13 protein-coding genes are annotated in these 16431 nt (G+C 34.9%); 11 read left to right on the top strand and 2 right to left on the bottom strand.

Features of this window, described 5'->3' with window-relative positions:
- Positions 1-110: 110 nt before the first annotated feature.
- Complete coding sequence (locus DW196_RS06455; RefSeq protein ID WP_118250666.1) at positions 111-1448, top strand: hypothetical protein; 1338 nt, start codon at positions 111-113, stop codon at positions 1446-1448.
- A gap of 4 nt (positions 1449-1452) precedes the next feature.
- Here the strand turns inward: DW196_RS06455 and DW196_RS06460 are convergent, their stop codons facing one another.
- Together DW196_RS06460 and DW196_RS06465 are read right to left on the bottom strand one after the other, a co-directional pair.
- Positions 1453-2022 (bottom strand): DUF308 domain-containing protein, encoded by a 570-nt coding sequence (locus tag DW196_RS06460; protein ID WP_118250667.1) that lies wholly within the window; start codon positions 2020-2022, stop codon positions 1453-1455.
- Positions 2023-2096: 74 nt separating this feature from the next.
- Positions 2097-2717, bottom strand: coding sequence for a histidine phosphatase family protein (locus DW196_RS06465; RefSeq protein ID WP_158563538.1), 621 nt, complete (start codon positions 2715-2717; stop codon positions 2097-2099).
- Positions 2718-2976: 259 nt separating this feature from the next.
- Here DW196_RS06465 and rpsB point away from each other — a divergent pair, with 259 nt between their 5' ends.
- From rpsB to galE, 10 genes are all read left to right on the top strand, one after another.
- Positions 2977-3762, top strand: coding sequence for a 30S ribosomal protein S2 (rpsB, locus tag DW196_RS06470; RefSeq protein WP_071456563.1), 786 nt, complete (start codon positions 2977-2979; stop codon positions 3760-3762).
- A gap of 124 nt (positions 3763-3886) precedes the next feature.
- Positions 3887-4768 (top strand): translation elongation factor Ts, encoded by an 882-nt coding sequence (tsf, locus tag DW196_RS06475; RefSeq protein WP_118250669.1) that lies wholly within the window; start codon positions 3887-3889, stop codon positions 4766-4768.
- Between the two features lie 116 nt (positions 4769-4884).
- Positions 4885-5607, top strand: coding sequence for a UMP kinase (pyrH, locus tag DW196_RS06480; RefSeq protein ID WP_071456565.1), 723 nt, complete (start codon positions 4885-4887; stop codon positions 5605-5607).
- A gap of 3 nt (positions 5608-5610) precedes the next feature.
- Complete coding sequence (frr, locus tag DW196_RS06485) at positions 5611-6168, top strand: ribosome recycling factor (protein WP_118250670.1); 558 nt, start codon at positions 5611-5613, stop codon at positions 6166-6168.
- Between the two features lie 159 nt (positions 6169-6327).
- Positions 6328-7131: an isoprenyl transferase gene (locus DW196_RS06490; RefSeq protein WP_118250671.1), complete on the top strand. Its 804-nt coding sequence runs from the start codon at positions 6328-6330 to the stop codon at positions 7129-7131.
- Positions 7128-7916 (top strand): phosphatidate cytidylyltransferase, encoded by a 789-nt coding sequence (locus DW196_RS06495; protein WP_118250672.1) that lies wholly within the window; start codon positions 7128-7130, stop codon positions 7914-7916. The genes DW196_RS06490 and DW196_RS06495 overlap by 4 nt, the downstream gene beginning before the upstream one ends.
- Before the next feature lie 37 nt (positions 7917-7953).
- Entirely contained in the window at positions 7954-9234 is a 1281-nt protein-coding gene (gene rseP / locus DW196_RS06500) for an RIP metalloprotease RseP (RefSeq protein ID WP_118250673.1), read from the top strand.
- A gap of 28 nt (positions 9235-9262) precedes the next feature.
- Positions 9263-10963 (top strand): proline--tRNA ligase, encoded by a 1701-nt coding sequence (locus tag DW196_RS06505; RefSeq protein WP_118250674.1) that lies wholly within the window; start codon positions 9263-9265, stop codon positions 10961-10963.
- A 79-nt stretch (positions 10964-11042) separates the two neighbouring features.
- Positions 11043-15374, top strand: a complete 4332-nt coding sequence (locus DW196_RS06510) for a PolC-type DNA polymerase III (protein ID WP_118250724.1) — start codon at positions 11043-11045, stop codon at positions 15372-15374.
- A gap of 23 nt (positions 15375-15397) precedes the next feature.
- Positions 15398-16390 carry a UDP-glucose 4-epimerase GalE gene (galE, locus tag DW196_RS06515; protein ID WP_118250675.1) on the top strand — a complete coding sequence of 331 codons (993 nt, stop codon included), beginning with the start codon at positions 15398-15400 and terminating at the stop codon, positions 16388-16390.
- Positions 16391-16431 lie beyond the last annotated feature (41 nt).

Here is a 16431-nt window from a genome sequence, read left to right on the forward strand (position 1 = left end):
TTTGAGTTTATATGTATTATAACGAAAAAAGATTGATTTCCAAAATATAAAGAATTTTGTGATACAAAGAAAAATATTGTAAACTAAGTGAGGACAGAAGAGGTGATATAATGGAAAATATAAAAAAACGATTTGAATCATTACAATTTATTCCATTTGTATTAGTTAATGGGATGAATTTATTTCCAATTTTTATTTTAGTACATGTGTTTTTGCAACATAATAGAGAATTTAGTTATTTGTTGCCATTATTATTTTTTTATTGTTTTAAGACAACCATTCTTTTTCTAATTAGGTTAAAAACACTCCCAATGAAGAAATTATTACCTGTTTCAATTGTCGTAGGGATTCTCGGTTGTGTATTTGGTTTATTTATCACTCAGTCAATTATATTTGGTTGGATAGCAGGAAGTTTGTTAGGAATATGTTCAGGATTGTTGTTTCCAAGTTATACCACAGTGATGTTTCATGAGCGTAGTTTAAATGAGTTTAAAGGGAGTAGTCAGTTATATTCTCTTGGATATGGACTAGTCTTTTCAGCCGCTTTATTTAGACTAATTGATGTATCAATGGTAGAAACGTTTTTATTTTTAGGGTTAAATTTAATTCTGCTGTATAGTGTGATATCAACTTATCCTGATTATACGATTGATGAGACTATTCCATACCCCAATTATTCAACTATTGAAACACTCGTATTATTCTTTGTTGGCTTTTTCACGGTTTTCATTATTAAAGGAGACAAGAAATTAGGAGTGACGAATTTTTTAATTAGTTTAATGCTGATTATGCTTGTATTATTGGTCATTTACTTTGTTTACTACAAGAAAATAACAAGCCAACGTCAATTCAGACCTTTGGAGAGTGCTTTAATGATATATAAGGGGATGCTAACGAATTTTATTTTAGTGTTTTGCACATTGTATCAAATGATTAATCATGGTAAATCATCGTTAATGATTGTGTATAGTTTATACTTAACGTCTATTATTATTTCTCCAATGATTGGCAAAAAAATTAAAAACAAGCAACACGTCATTGTTTATGGTTTAGTTATTAGTTTTTTACTACTTTCAACGCATCAATTATTTTATATCGGTGTGTTCACACTAAGCATCACAACCTCAATTTATAATCAACAATTAAACCAAGCTGTTTATCAGTATCTTGTATTACCTCGTGATTTTAGATTGATTGCCAAGTACCGATTAGGAAATATCGGAAGTATCGTTCATCAATTAATTATGATGGCTGTGTTACTTATAGTGACGAATACGTCACACAAGGTATCATTGAATAATATTTTACATAGCTATAGTTTTAAAGAAATAGATACTAAAGCAATAGAAGTACTAGATGTGAGCAAGTACAGTATCTTGTTGATATTTATCGTGATACTCGTTTTCTTATATAGAGGACAAAAAAAAGAAGCAATCTTTTCTAAGTAAAAGATTAGCTTCTTTTTTTAAAGACTTGATAATTTTCCCAAAGGAGAACGCCTCCTGAGAGAAGATAATAACAAATAACAAACATCAAGGGATTAATATAGGGGATAAATGATTGGGACACTAGTATAATCCCACATAAAATAGCGATTCCTTGAATTATTCTAAATGTTATAAGCAGTTGTCTGTGATTGATAAATTCTAATTCTGTTAGAATAATTTGGGGAATATAATCCCAAATGAACCAAAAACCACAGATAACACATAGTACATTATTAGTAGCTGAAAAGTTAAAAATGATAAACAATCCAATGATGATACTGACTATTCCAGAAAAAAGGTAAAGAATGTGCCATTTTTCTTTGGGTTCTAATCGCGTATTAGTTGAGTAGTAATTGAAATTTAAAAAACCTTTCAAAATGGCAATTAGACCAATAATAATACTATATTGTTTGATTTGTAAGTCTAGATGGAAGACCATAATAAAACCAAAGATAACCATCAAACCACCCATTAAAAATGAATGCCATTCTATTTTCTTTGCATATCGTAAAAGTGTGTTGCTAAGCTGACTCATTTTTGACTCTCCTTTAATCTAATCGAACTTTTCTATTCTACCACGAAATGACGTGGCTGAGTAGATAAAAAAGATTAAAGAACGTGAGTTAAATCATTGTATCGTGTGACAGAAAAATCTTCAGCATTATCAGTTTCAATAATAGAAATACTAGTATTACCTAATAATTCACCTTCTCTAATTTTGCTTAAATCTAGGCCTTGAAAATGTTTCAATAGAGTTTGTAGTGTTAAACCATGAGAAACAACTAAGATAGTATCATTCGGGTGTTTTTGTGCATAGTCTCTAAATACATTTTTTGTTCGAGTTAATAAAGTATTAAAATCCTCTCCACCAAATTCACTTGGGTCATATAAATGAGGACGATGTTTTAGATGCTCAAATTGAGTTTGTCCATCATAATTTTTTTCTAGTGTGCCATCCCATGAACCAAACTCCATTTCACGAATATTAGGTTCTATGACTTTTTCAGGGTTTGAAGGGTGAACTGAAAGAAATGCTTCAGCAGTATCTTGTGCTCGTTTTTGCGGTGAAATAATGACGCGATCAAACGAAACATCTTTCAAATATTCACCCGCTTTTTTAGCGGTTTTAATTCCCTCATCTAGTAAAGGTGAGTCAACAAGACCTCCTTGAAAAATACCTGCTTGATTAAATTCTGTTTTTCCATGTCTCATACAGTAAAATGTCGTCATAAAGTAAAAATCCTCCCTTATCATATTAAGTTTAGTATACAAGAAAATGAATAAGTAGTAAAAAAGAGGATAGTAATCAGTGAAAAAAGTTTGATTTTCTTATTTAGCTGTTATATACTAACAAAGGTGCTACAGTAAAAGTAGTATCAAATCCACATTTTCAGTTGATTTTTTGTGAGGTGCTTAATTACTTTAAGTCCACAAAGAAAGTGATGCTGTTAAGAGGGAAAAATAAAAACCACATTGGAGGAAACACAAAATGGCAGTAATCAGTATGAAACAGTTACTAGAAGCTGGTGTACACTTCGGTCACCAAACTCGTCGCTGGAACCCAAAAATGAAGAAATATATCTTCACAGAAAGAAATGGTATTTATATCATTGACTTACAAAAAACAGTTCGCTTAGTAGATGACGCTTATAACTACATGAGAAACGTCGCTGAAGAAGGCGGAATTGCTTTATTTGTAGGAACTAAAAAACAAGCTCAAGAAGCAATCAAAGACGAAGCAATCCGTTCAGGTCAATACTATGTTAACCATCGTTGGTTGGGTGGAACATTAACTAACTGGGATACAATCCAAAAACGTATCGCTCGTTTGAAACAAATCACAACTATGGAAGAAGACGGTGTATTTGAAGTCTTACCTAAAAAAGAAGTTGCTGGTTTAATGAAAGAACGTGAAAGATTAGAAAAATTCTTAGGCGGTATCGCTGATATGCCAAGAATTCCTGATGTTATGTTTATTGTTGACCCACGTAAAGAACGTATTGCGGTTCAAGAAGCTCATAAATTAAATATTCCAATCGTAGCTATGGTTGATACTAACTGTGATCCAGATGAGATTGATGTTGTTATCCCATCTAACGATGATGCTATTCGTGCGGTTAAATTAATTTCTGGAAAAATGGCTGACGCATTCATTGAAGGTCGTCAAGGTGAAGATGAAATCGTAGAAGAAGTATTTACAGAAGAAGTTGTTTCTGAAGAAGCTCCTTCAATCGAAGAAATCGTTGAAGTTGTTGAAGGAAGTAACGCTGAATAATAAATAAATTGAAGCTGTCTAGGGCTGCTGGCAAAGGTGAACAAAGTAGCCAATGGTTTTGTCATTTGTCTTAGATAGCTTTTTCATTAGAATAAAAGATTAAACACTTGGGAGGAAACAATAAATGAGTAAAATTAGTGCTTCTATGGTAAAAGAATTACGTGAACGTACAGGTGTCGGTATGATGGATGCTAAACGTGCGTTAGTTGAAGTTGAAGGAAAAATGGAAGAAGCTATCGACTTATTAAGAGAAAAAGGAATGGCAAAAGCTGGTAAGAAAAATGACCGTATCGCTGCTGAAGGTTTAGCAAATGTATACGTTAATGGAAATACAGCTGCTATTGTTGAAGTAAACTCTGAAACAGACTTCGTTGCTAAAAATGAAAAATTCCAAGATTTAGTTAAAAATATTGCTAAATTGGTAGCTGAAAACAAACCGGCTAATATGGAAGAGGCTTTAAAAATCAAAACAGAAGCAGGAACAATTGAGTCTGAAGTGATTGAAGCAACTCAAGTTATTGGAGAAAAAATTAGTTTCCGTCGTTTTGAAATTTTAGAAAAAGACGACAACGCTGCATTTGGTGGATACTTACATATGGGCGGACGTATTGCTGTATTAACAGTTTTAGAAGGAACTACTGACGAAGCTGTTGCTAAAGACGTTGCTATGCACGTTGCTGCAATTAACCCTCGCTATGTATCTAAAGATCAAGTATCTCAAGAAGAGTTAGATCACGAGAAAAAAGTATTAACTGAGCAAGCTTTAAATGAAGGTAAACCAGAAAATATCGTTGAAAAAATGGTTATTGGCCGTATGAATAAATTCTTAGCTGAAATTTGTTTAGTTGACCAACCATTTGTTAAAGATCCAGATATGACTGTTGAAAAATTTGTTGCATCTAAAGGTGGAACAGTGAAAGAATTCGTGCGTTTTGAAGTTGGAGAAGGTATGGAAAAACGCGAAGAAAACTTTGCTGACGAAGTTGCAAGTCAAATGGGTAAATAGTCAATCATCGGGGAACGCATTTATTGTAGTATAATATATGCGCTCCTTTTTTTTGAAAAATTTACTGAAAAGAATTATTTTTAGTAAAACATAAGTATAAAATCGGAGGCATAAAAATGGTAGAACCTAAATATCGCAGAGTATTGCTAAAAGTCAGTGGAGAGGCATTGGCCGGAGAAAAAGGATTTGGAATTAACCCATCTGTTGTAAATGGTTTGGTTAAGGAAATCAAAGAAATTCACGCCTTAGGAGTAGAAGTGGCAATAGTTGTTGGTGGCGGAAACATTTGGCGCGGTAATATTGGTGCTGAGATGGGGATGGAACGTTCTCAAGCAGATTATATGGGAATGCTTGCAACTGTGATGAACGGTTTAGCGCTTCAAGACACGCTAGAAAATTTAGGTGTACCAACTCGTGTTCAAACATCTATCGAAATGAGACAAATTGCAGAACCTTATATCAGACGTCGTGCAATTCGTCATTTAGAAAAACGTCGTGTAGTTATTTTTGCTGGAGGAACGGGTAACCCTTACTTCACAACAGATACTACAGCAGCGCTTAGAGCAGTAGAAATAGGTGCAGATGTTATTTTAATGGCTAAAAATAATGTAGACGGTGTGTATTCTGCGGATCCTAAACTAGATATGAATGCTACAAAATTTGAAGAATTAACTCATATGGAGGTTATATCAAAAGGATTATCAGTAATGGATTCGACTGCAAGCAGTTTAAGTATGGATAATGATATACCATTAGTTGTCTTTAATATGAATGAACCGGGAAATATCAAACGAGTTTGTTTAGGTGAACAAATCGGAACAACTGTAAGGGGGAAATAAATTATGAGTCAAGTGATTTTAAATGATGCAAAAGAGAAAATGAAGAAATCTGAGGAAAGTTTGAGACGCGAATTAGGCCAAATTAGAGCAGGACGAGCTAATGCTAGTTTGCTTGAACGCATCACTGTAGATTACTACGGTGCTCCAACACCACTTAATCAATTGTCTTCTATTACAATTCCAGAAGCACGCGTGTTAATGATTACACCGTTTGATAAATCAGCAATGGAAAACATTGAAAAAGCGTTATTAGCAAGTGATATCGGCATCTCACCAACAAACGATGGAACTGTTATTCGTTTAGTGATTCCTCAATTAACAGAAGAACGTCGTAAAGAAATTGCAAAAGAAGTAAGTAAACAAGGTGAAAATGCTAAGATTGCTATCCGTAATATCCGTCGAGACGCAATTGATGAATTAAAAAAATTAGAGAAAAATAAAGAAATTTCAGAAGATGAGTTACGTGGATTAGAAAAAGACGTTCAATCATTAACAGACTCAAGTGCTAAAAATATTGAAGCCATTGTTAGTGATAAAGAAAAAGAAATTTTAGACGTATAGCCCGTAAGAACAAGGTGCGAATAAATTCACACCTTGTTTTTTTATAAATTCTTTTAAAAAAAGTAGGATTATCCTTTTTTTTATAGGTTTTTCTAGTCCCATTTGCTACAATAAGATGAGTGCATGTTTATGCTCAAGTCTTTAGAGGGGGCTTTTTTTATGTTTAATTTATTTACAAAACAAGCGAAGGAAAAAATAGGAGAAGAAAATAAAATATCTTTTTCTAAGGATGGAGACATTCCAAGGCATATAGCAATTATTATGGATGGCAATGGGCGATGGGCCCAGGCTAGACATTTACCACGAATTGCCGGTCACAAAGAAGGCATGAATACTGTCAAAAAAATAACAACCTATGCCAGTAAGCTAGGTGTAAAAGTATTAACACTATATGCTTTTTCAACAGAAAACTGGAAACGACCGTCAAGCGAAGTAGATTTTTTGATGAAGTTACCCGTTGATTTTTTTGATGTGTTTGTACCAGAACTTGTCAGAGAGAATGTTAAGGTAACGGTTATGGGATACAAAGAGTATTTGCCAAAACACACTCAAAAAGCAGTCGAAAATGCAATTGAGCAGACAAAAGATAACACTGGAATGGTCCTTAATTTCGCGTTAAACTATGGTAGTCGAGCTGAGATACTAACTGCTGTAAATGAGTTGTTAGAAGAAGTGAAACAAGGAAATGATATTGAAGAAGTCGATGAGGAAATGTTTTCTAATTACTTAATGACAGCTAGTTTACCAAAAAAGATGCAAGACCCGGATTTGTTAATTCGAACAAGTGGGGAAGAGAGAATCAGTAACTTTTTACTTTGGCAAATTGCTTATAGTGAACTATTCTTTACTGATAGTTATTGGCCTGATTTTAGTTTGGAGAATCTAGAAGAGGCAATAGGATCCTTCCAACAACGTCAACGTCGTTTTGGAGGATTGAAAACAAAAGGAGATGCAAGTAAATGAGACAAAGAGTGATTACTGCGGTAGTAGCATTGATTTTATTTATTCCATTAATTGTGATTGGACAAATGCCGCTACAAATCGTGATGGCCATGTTAGGTGGAATTGCGGTTTATGAGTTGTTTAGAATGAAAGGTCTTGAAATCAAGACACCTGAAGGGATACTAGCGATTATTGGGACGATACTTCTTATTTTACCTCGTTCGACTTGGTATGAGTTTTTACCACGTACAGTAACTGGAAATACATTATTTTATTTAATTGTGATGGCATTATTAGTATTACCAGTTTTTTCAAAAAATGAATTTACTTTTGATAATGTTGGTTTTCCTGTATTAGTTAGTCTATATATTGGAACAGGTTTCCAAAACTTCATCTCTGCTAGAGAGACAGGATTACATGTTTTAATGTATGCGTTGTTTATTGTTTGGTCAACTGACATTGGGGCTTACATGGTTGGTAGAAAATATGGTCAAAGAAAACTTGCACCAGATATTTCGCCGAATAAAACAATTGAAGGTTCTCTTGGAGGTATCGCATCTGCAATGGTGGTATCATTAGTTTATACTATGATTTGGCCGATGACTTATAATATATTTGCGATGTTATTACTAACGATTTTATTTTCAATAGTAGGGCAACTTGGTGATTTAGTCGAGTCATCATATAAACGATACTACGGTGTAAAAGATTCAGGTAATATTTTACCAGGACATGGTGGCATTTTAGATAGATTTGATAGTTTATTATTTGTTTTTCCATTTATGCATTTAGTAGGATTATTTTAAAATATAGAAAATTGATTATGGTAGAAAGGATGTTCTGATGAAAACATTTTTAACATTTATTTTTGTATTTGGTTTAATCGTGTTAGTTCATGAGTTCGGGCATTTTATCTTCGCAAAACGTGGTGGAATACTAGTACGTGAGTTTTCCATTGGTATGGGACCTAAACTGTTTTATCATCGTCATAATGGGACAACGTATACTATTCGTTTGTTACCACTTGGTGGTTATGTACGTATGGCAGGTGAGGGAGAAGACGAAGGAGAATTATCTCCAGGGATGCACTTATCACTTGTAGTGGATGAAAACGGTATTGTAACAAAGATTAATCCCACAAAAAAAATTCAATTACCAAATAGTATTCCAGTTGAATTAATTGCTTTTGATTTAGAGGATGAATTATTTATTAAAGGATATGAGAATGGAGACGAATCTGAGGAAAAAGTGTTCCCAGTCTCTCATGAAGCTATTATTCTTGAAGAAGATGGAATAGAGACACAAATTGCACCACGCGATGTTCAATTCCAATCAGCATCATTAGGTCGTCGCGTTATGACCAACTTTGCCGGTCCATTAAACAACTTTATTTTAGCTGCGGTGTTATTTATATTAGTTGCGTTTATGCAAGGCGGGAAATACACAGAAGATCCTTCTAATGTTATTGGTGGAGTGATGCAAGATAGTGTAGCTGATAAAGCAGGCATTAAACCAGGTGATAGAATACTTCAAGTAAACAGTAAAGAAACGCCTGATTTTACAGATATTCAACAGGAAATTTCATCGAACTTGAATAAGACTGTATCTTTAGTGGTCGAAAAAGAATCTGGTGAAAAATCAACAATTGAAGTGGTACCAGAAAAGAATGAACAAAATCCAAAAATTGGAATGATTGGTATTCAAATGAGTAATAAGTTTACGCCGTTATCTTTCTTTGGTAAAATCAAATATGGAATAACACAGATGGCTGCTAACTCATTAACTATTTTTAAAGCTTTAGGCGATTTGATCACTGGGTTTAGTATCAATAAACTAGGTGGTCCAGTGATGATTTTTAAATTGTCTGAATCAGTTTCCAAAAATGGAATCATTGCTATTTTATCATTTACAGCAATGCTATCAGTCAACTTAGGTATTATGAATTTGATTCCTTTACCAGGTCTTGATGGTGGAAAATTAATGTTAAACCTGTTTGAAGGGGTGCGTGGAAAACCATTAAGTCAAGAAAAAGAAGTAATGATCACAATGGCTGGGGTTGTTATATTAGTTGTGTTGATGGTCGCTGTAACGTGGAATGATATTCAACGTTTCTTTATTCAATAATACATTTATTTAGGGGAGTTTATTATTTATGAAACAATCGAAATTTTTTATGCCAACCTTGCGTGAAGTGCCAAGTGAAGCAGAAGCAATGAGTCATAAAATCTTGCTTCGTGGTGGTTATATCAGACAGGTATCAAGTGGGTATTATATTTATTTACCACTAGCTTATAAAGTGATTCAAAAAATCGAAAAAATTATGCGTGAAGAATTTGCAAAAATTGATGCAAATGAAATGTTATTGCCAGCTGTTATCCCAGCTGACTTATGGCGTGAGAGTGGTCGTTATGAAACATATGGTGATTCTTTAATGACATTCACAGCAGATGGCGACAAAGAATATCTTCTTGGACCAACTCATGAGGAAACTTTTACAGACTTAATTAGTAAAGATGTTAATTCATATAAAAAATTACCACTTTACTTATACCAAATCCAATCAAAATATCGTGGAGAAAAACGCCCTCGTTTCGGATTATTGCGCGGTCGTGAATTTATCATGAAAGATGCGTACTCTTTCCACTCTTCAGTTGAAAGTTTGGATGAAGGATTTAAAGATTTCGAAGAAGCTTATAAAAAAATCTTTGATCGTTGTGGCTTAAACTACCGCGTTATCATTGGTGACGGTGGTGCAATGGGAAGTAATGATTCAAAAGAGTTTATGGCGATTGCTGAAATTGGAGAAGACACGATTGTGTACTCTAACGAAAGTGATTATGCAGCCAACTTAGAAATGGCAACAAGTTTCTATGCTTCTAAAAAATCACATGAAACACCACTTGAAATGGAAAAAATTGAAACACCAGGCATTGGAACAATTGCTGAGTTATCAGAATTTTTATCAATACCAGAAGAAAAAACCATTAAATCATTGCTTTATATGGCAGATGATAAACCTGTTATGATTTTATTACGTGGTGATCATGAATTAAATGAAGTGAAATTAAAAAATTATTTAAATGCGATTAACTTAGAACCAGCTACAGACGATGATGTTAGAGAAGTTTTAAGTGCTGAATTTGGTTCGTTGGGACCTGTAGGCTTACCAGAGACAATTGAGTTACTTGCTGACCTTTATGTTGAAGATTTGTCTAACACAGTTGTAGGGGCAAATGAAACAGGCTATCATATTACAAATGTAAATCCAGGACGTGACTTTGAACCAAAAGAATACGTGGATTTACGTTTAGTAAAAGAAGGCGAAATTTCTCCTGATGGACGTGGAAAATTACAATTCACGCGAGGTATTGAGTTAGGCCATATCTTTAAACTCGGTACGTTCTATTCAGAAAAAATGAAAGCCGAAGTATTAGATGAAAATGGAAAAGCAATTCCAGTTCAAATGGGTTCTTATGGTATTGGTGTGAGTCGTTTACTTTCAGCTATTACAGAACAATTATCTGATGAAGATGGTATCAACTGGCCAGCAGAAATTGCACCATTTGACGTTCATATCATTCCAATCAATCCAAAAGATGAGCATCAATGGAATCTTGCATTAGATATCGAAAAAGAACTTGAAAATTATGGTTTAGATGTATTATTAGATGATCGTAAAGAACGTCCAGGAGTGAAATTTAAAGATGCCGACTTAGTAGGTGCACCATTTAGAATCACTGTTGGCAAAAAAGCAGAAGAAGAGATTGTTGAAGTGAAAATTAAGAAAACACAAGATGAATTAGAAATTCGTCGTGATGAATTATACGCAACATTAAATATTTTGAATAAGTAACAATACCTTTAAGGTTCTTAGTCTATTTTTACTAAGAACCTTTTTAATGTATAATGTAAAAAGGAAAGTGGGGATGAATATGAGCCTTTCACCAGTAGAATTGTATGCTCAATTAGTAAAACAAATAGCATTAGATGACCAATTATCCAACTATCCTCTTTTAGAAACAGGTGAAGTGAAAAAAGTCACTGTACATAAAAAAAGTCGACTATGGGAGTTTAATTTAGGGTTTCATCATATTTTACCAATGTCACATTATCAGCTTTTATCTACGCACTTAGAAACGGCATTTAAAGAAATTGCTAATACATCTTTAATCGTAACGAGCCAAGACAAAGAGATAAATGATGATTTATTAGCTGATTATTGGTATCAAGTCTTAAAAGACAACGAAGAGATGACCAATGTTGTAAAAAATTCATTATTACAGACACCACCATTTATTGAAGACCAACAAATTATTTTGTTGGTAGAAAATGAAGGTGTAGAAAAGTATTTAAGTCAAAAACATTTAGGTTATTTGAGTGAATTATATAGACGTTTCGGATTTCCTGATTTTAAATTTGTGGTGCGAATTGATGACACAAAAGAGTCAGATATTCAAAAAGCGTTTGAGCAACGACAACAAGAGCAAGCAGAAGAGTTACAAAAACAAACAGCTGCAGCAATAGAAAAAAATCAGCAACAAAAGAAAAAACAAGAAACAATGGAGCTTGATGGTCCAATCCAACTTGGAAGAACAATACCAAGTGATGAAATGATTACACGAATGGAAGACATCATTGAAGAAGAAAGACGCGTTACCATTGAAGGGTATGTGTTTGATAAAGAAATTCGTGAGTTACGTTCTGGACGAAAGCTATTAATTGTAAAAATGACAGATTACTCTTCATCGTTTGCTGTAAAGAAATTTTCGAATAACGAAAAAGATGTCGCAGTGTTTGAAGCGATTAAACCAGGTGGCTGGTTAAGAGCACGAGGAAGCATTCAGGAAGACACGTTTATGCGTGACTTAGTAATGAACTGTCAAGATTTAGTTGAGGTCAAAAAAGAGTTACGAAAAGACACAGCGCCAGAAGATGAAAAACGGGTGGAGTTGCATGTCCATACGAATATGAGTACGATGGATGCGACCAATAGTGCCACAGATTTAGTGGCTCAAGCTGGAAAATGGGGGATGCCAGGAATTGCGATTACCGACCATAGTGGCGCACAAGCGTATCCAGATGCTTATTTTGCCGGACAAAAGCATGGCGTAAAAGTGTTGTTTGGTGTAGAGGCAAACATCGTGGATGATGGTGTGCCGATTGCATATAATCCAGAACACATAAGTTTAACAGATGCGACATATGTCGTATTTGACGTGGAAACAACTGGACTATCAGCGGTTTATGACACGATTATCGAGTTAGCTGCTGTAAAAATGCATAAAGGGAATATTATTGATACGTTTGAGCAGTTTATTGATCCTGGTCATCCATTATCTCAAACAACAATTCATCTGACGGGAATTACAGATGATATGGTAAAGGGGTCAAAATCTGAAAAAGAAGTCTTAACGCTTTTTGAAGAATTTTGTCTCGGTAGTATTTTAGTGGCACATAATGCTAGTTTCGATATGGGATTTTTGAATACTAGTTATGAAAAATATGATATGCCAGAAGCTCCTAATCCGGTCATTGATACATTAGAATTATCGAGATTATTACATCCTGAATTGAAATCACATCGGTTGAATCGTTTATCTAAAAAGTACAATATCAATTTAGAACAACATCACCGTGCGATTTATGACTCGGAAGCAACAGGTCATTTGTGTTGGATATTTGTCAAAAAAGCACAAGAAGAATTTGGTGTGTATTATCATGATGAGTTTAATCAACATATTGGTGAGGGAGATGCGTATAAGCGAGCACGTCCATTCCATGCAACGATTCTCGCTCAAACACAAGCAGGGTTGAAAAATTTATTTAAGTTAATCTCTATGTCAAATGTTAATTATTTTTACCGTGTACCACGTATTCCACGCTCGAAGTTATCTGAATTTCGAGAAGGATTGCTAGTGGGTTCAGCATGTAGTAATGGTGAAATTTTTGAAGCGATGATGCAAAAAGGTGTCGAAGAAGCCAAAAAGCGTGCAAAATTTTATGACTATATCGAAGTCATGCCAAAACAAGTTTATGCTCCATTGATTGAAGCAGAACTCGTTAAAAATGATGAAGATTTAGAAGACATCATGACTAATCTGGTGTCGATTGGGGACGATTTAGGTAAGATAGTGGTGGCAACAGGAAATGTCCATTACTTAAATAAAGAAGATGCAATCTACCGTAAAATTTTAATAAATTCTATGGGAGGAGCGAATCCTCTAAATCGCTATGAATTACCGGACGTCCACTTTTTAACAACGAATGAAATGTTGGATGCGTTTAGTTTTCTTGGTGAAGAAAAAGCCAAAGAAATTGTGGTAGACAACACACGAAAAATTATGGATATGTGTGAAGACGTTGTGCCTGTCAAACAAGATTTATATACGCCGAAAATTGAAGGTTCAGAAGATGAGATTACGAAATTAAGTTATGATGAAGCACATCGACTTTATGGTGAAGAGTTGCCAGAAATCGTTGAGAAACGAATTGAAAAAGAGCTAAAAAGTATAAATGGGAATGGGTTCTCCGTTATTTACTTAATCTCTCAAAAACTGGTTCATAAGAGTTTAGAAGATGGCTACTTAGTTGGGTCTCGTGGATCAGTTGGGTCAAGTTTTGTCGCAACCATGACAGGTATTACAGAAGTAAATCCACTTCCACCACACTATTTGTGTCCTGAATGTCAGTATTCAGAGTTTTTTGAAGATGGTAGTTATGGTTCAGGCTTTGACTTGCCAGAAAAAGACTGTCCTAAATGTGGGGCTAAACTGTCAAAAGACGGACACGATATTCCATTTGAGACGTTCTTAGGATTCCACGGTGATAAAGTACCTGATATTGATTTGAACTTCTCAGGGACATACCAACCAGAAGCACATAATTATACGAAAGTGTTATTTGGGGAAGATTATGTTTTCCGTGCCGGAACAATCGGTACGGTAGCTGATAAAACAGCATATGGATTTGTTAAAGGATACGAGCGAGACAATGATTTGAGTTTTCGGGGAGCAGAGATTGACCGCCTAGCAAAAGGCTCAACTGGTGTGAAACGTACGACTGGACAGCATCCGGGAGGAATTATTGTTATTCCTGATTATATGGATGTGTATGACTTTACCCCAATCCAATACCCAGCTGATGATCAAGATTCTGAATGGCGTACGACTCACTTTGATTTCCATTCGATCCATGATAATGTGCTAAAACTTGATATACTTGGACACGATGATCCAACAGTCATTCGTATGTTACAGGATTTATCTGGAATTGATCCAAAAACTATTCCAGCTGATGATCCAGAAGTCATGAAGATTTTTTCTGGACCAGAAGTGTTAGGGGTCAAGCCAGAACAAATTTATTCAAAAACTGGAACGCTTGGTATACCAGAGTTTGGAACGAAATTTGTTCGTGGTATGTTAGAACAAACAAAACCAACAACGTTTGCCGAGTTATTACAAATTTCTGGACTGTCACATGGTACAGATGTTTGGTTAGGAAATGCAGAAGAGTTGATTCGTCAAGGAACCACCACACTTGCTGATGTGATTGGGTGTCGTGATGATATCATGGTGTACCTAATGCATGCCGGTTTAGAAGATGGCTTAGCGTTTAAGATAATGGAGAGTGTGCGTAAAGGAAAAGGGATACCAGATGAGTGGCAAGCAGAGATGCGTGCGAATAATGTGCCAGAGTGGTACATCGACTCATGTTTAAAAATTAAATATATGTTCCCTAAAGCCCATGCCGCAGCATATGTGTTGATGGCGTTACGTGTGGCTTACTTTAAAGTGCATTACCCAATCCTTTATTATGCAGCGTATTTCTCAGTCCGTGCCAATGACTTTGATATTGTGGCGATGTCACAAGGAAAAGAAGCAGTAAAAGCACGCATGAAAGAAATTACGGATAAAGGAATGGACGCATCAACCAAAGAGAAAAACTTATTAACCGTTTTGGAAATTGCTAATGAAATGTTAGAACGTGGCTTTAAATTCCAAATGATTGATTTATACAAATCAGATGCAGAAGATTTTGTAATTGATGGTGATACGTTAATTGCACCATTTCGTTCTGTACCAAGTTTAGGATTGAACGTAGCGAAACAAATTGTGGCAGCTCGTGAAGAACAAGACTTTTTATCTAAGGAAGATTTATCTAATAGAGGAAAAGTATCTAAAACATTGATCGAATACATGACAGACAATGGTGTATTGAAAGATTTACCAGATGAGAATCAATTATCCTTGTTTGATATGTTATAAGAAAAAATTTAGGAGGAAGACAAATGTCAAAAGTGTTAGTTTTAGGAGGAGCAGGGTACATTGGCTCTCATGCAGTAAAACGGTTATTGGATAGTGGCAAAGAAGTGATTGTGGTTGATAATTTATTGACAGGACATAAAAAAGCAGTGGACGAACGTGCCACGTTTTATGAAGGAGATATTCGTGATAAAGATTTTTTAACAGATGTTTTTGAGAAAGAAGACATTTCCCAAGTGGTTCATTTTGCCGCAAGTTCACTTGTTGGAGAATCAGTTGAAAATCCACTAAAATACTTTAATAATAATGTGTATGGCATGCAAACATTGCTTGAAGTGATGAACGAGTTTGGCGTAAAAGAAATTGTTTTTTCTTCAACTGCTGCAACTTATGGTGAACCTGATGTAACGCCTATTACGGAAGACACGCCAACGAATCCAACGAATCCATATGGTGAAAGTAAACTCATGATGGAAAAAATGATGAAATGGTGTGATAACGCATATGGGATTAAATATGTATCATTGCGTTATTTCAATGTGGCAGGTGCAATGCTTGATGCGTCAATTGGTGAAGATCACACCCCTGAAACGCATTTACTCCCAATCATTTTACAAGTGGCACTAAATCAACGTGAAAAATTAATGATTTTTGGTGATGATTATCCAACTCCAGATGGCACATGCATTCGTGATTATGTGCATGTCGTAGATTTAGTTGACGCGCATATCTTAGCCTTAAACTATTTATCCACACATGAAGAAAGCCAAATTATTAATCTTGGTAGTAGCAATGGTTTTTCAGTAAAAGAATTGCTGACTGAAGCCATCAAAGTAACTGGAAAAGCTATTCCTTCTGAGATTGCACCAAGACGTGCAGGAGACCCGTCAATGTTAGTGGCTTCAAATGAAAAAGCGAAAACTATTTTAGGGTGGAATCCTCAATACACTGATGTGGAAACGATTATTTCCAGTGCGTGGCAATGGCATCAAAGTCACCCACATGGATACGAAAAATAGCGAGTAAATGTTAAGCCAAGGACGGTCATCGTTCTTGGCTT

The organism is Vagococcus sp. AM17-17, assembly GCF_003471765.1.
GTDB classification, from domain to species: domain Bacteria; phylum Bacillota; class Bacilli; order Lactobacillales; family Vagococcaceae; genus Vagococcus; species Vagococcus teuberi.

Coding starts and splice junctions, on each gene's coding strand:
- pyrH (WP_071456565.1), top strand. CDS start 4,885: ATGGTAGAACCTAAATATCGCAGAGTATTGCTAAAAGTCAGTGGAGAG.
- DW196_RS06490 (WP_118250671.1), top strand. CDS start 6,328: ATGTTTAATTTATTTACAAAACAAGCGAAGGAAAAAATAGGAGAAGAA.
- galE (WP_118250675.1), top strand. CDS start 15,398: ATGTCAAAAGTGTTAGTTTTAGGAGGAGCAGGGTACATTGGCTCTCAT.
- rpsB (WP_071456563.1), top strand. CDS start 2,977: ATGGCAGTAATCAGTATGAAACAGTTACTAGAAGCTGGTGTACACTTC.
- tsf (WP_118250669.1), top strand. CDS start 3,887: ATGAGTAAAATTAGTGCTTCTATGGTAAAAGAATTACGTGAACGTACA.
- DW196_RS06455 (WP_118250666.1), top strand. CDS start 111: ATGGAAAATATAAAAAAACGATTTGAATCATTACAATTTATTCCATTT.
- DW196_RS06510 (WP_118250724.1), top strand. CDS start 11,043: ATGAGCCTTTCACCAGTAGAATTGTATGCTCAATTAGTAAAACAAATA.
- frr (WP_118250670.1), top strand. CDS start 5,611: ATGAGTCAAGTGATTTTAAATGATGCAAAAGAGAAAATGAAGAAATCT.
- DW196_RS06505 (WP_118250674.1), top strand. CDS start 9,263: ATGAAACAATCGAAATTTTTTATGCCAACCTTGCGTGAAGTGCCAAGT.
- DW196_RS06465 (WP_158563538.1), bottom strand. CDS start 2,717: ATGACGACATTTTACTGTATGAGACATGGAAAAACAGAATTTAATCAA.
- DW196_RS06495 (WP_118250672.1), top strand. CDS start 7,128: ATGAGACAAAGAGTGATTACTGCGGTAGTAGCATTGATTTTATTTATT.
- rseP (WP_118250673.1), top strand. CDS start 7,954: ATGAAAACATTTTTAACATTTATTTTTGTATTTGGTTTAATCGTGTTA.
- DW196_RS06460 (WP_118250667.1), bottom strand. CDS start 2,022: ATGAGTCAGCTTAGCAACACACTTTTACGATATGCAAAGAAAATAGAA.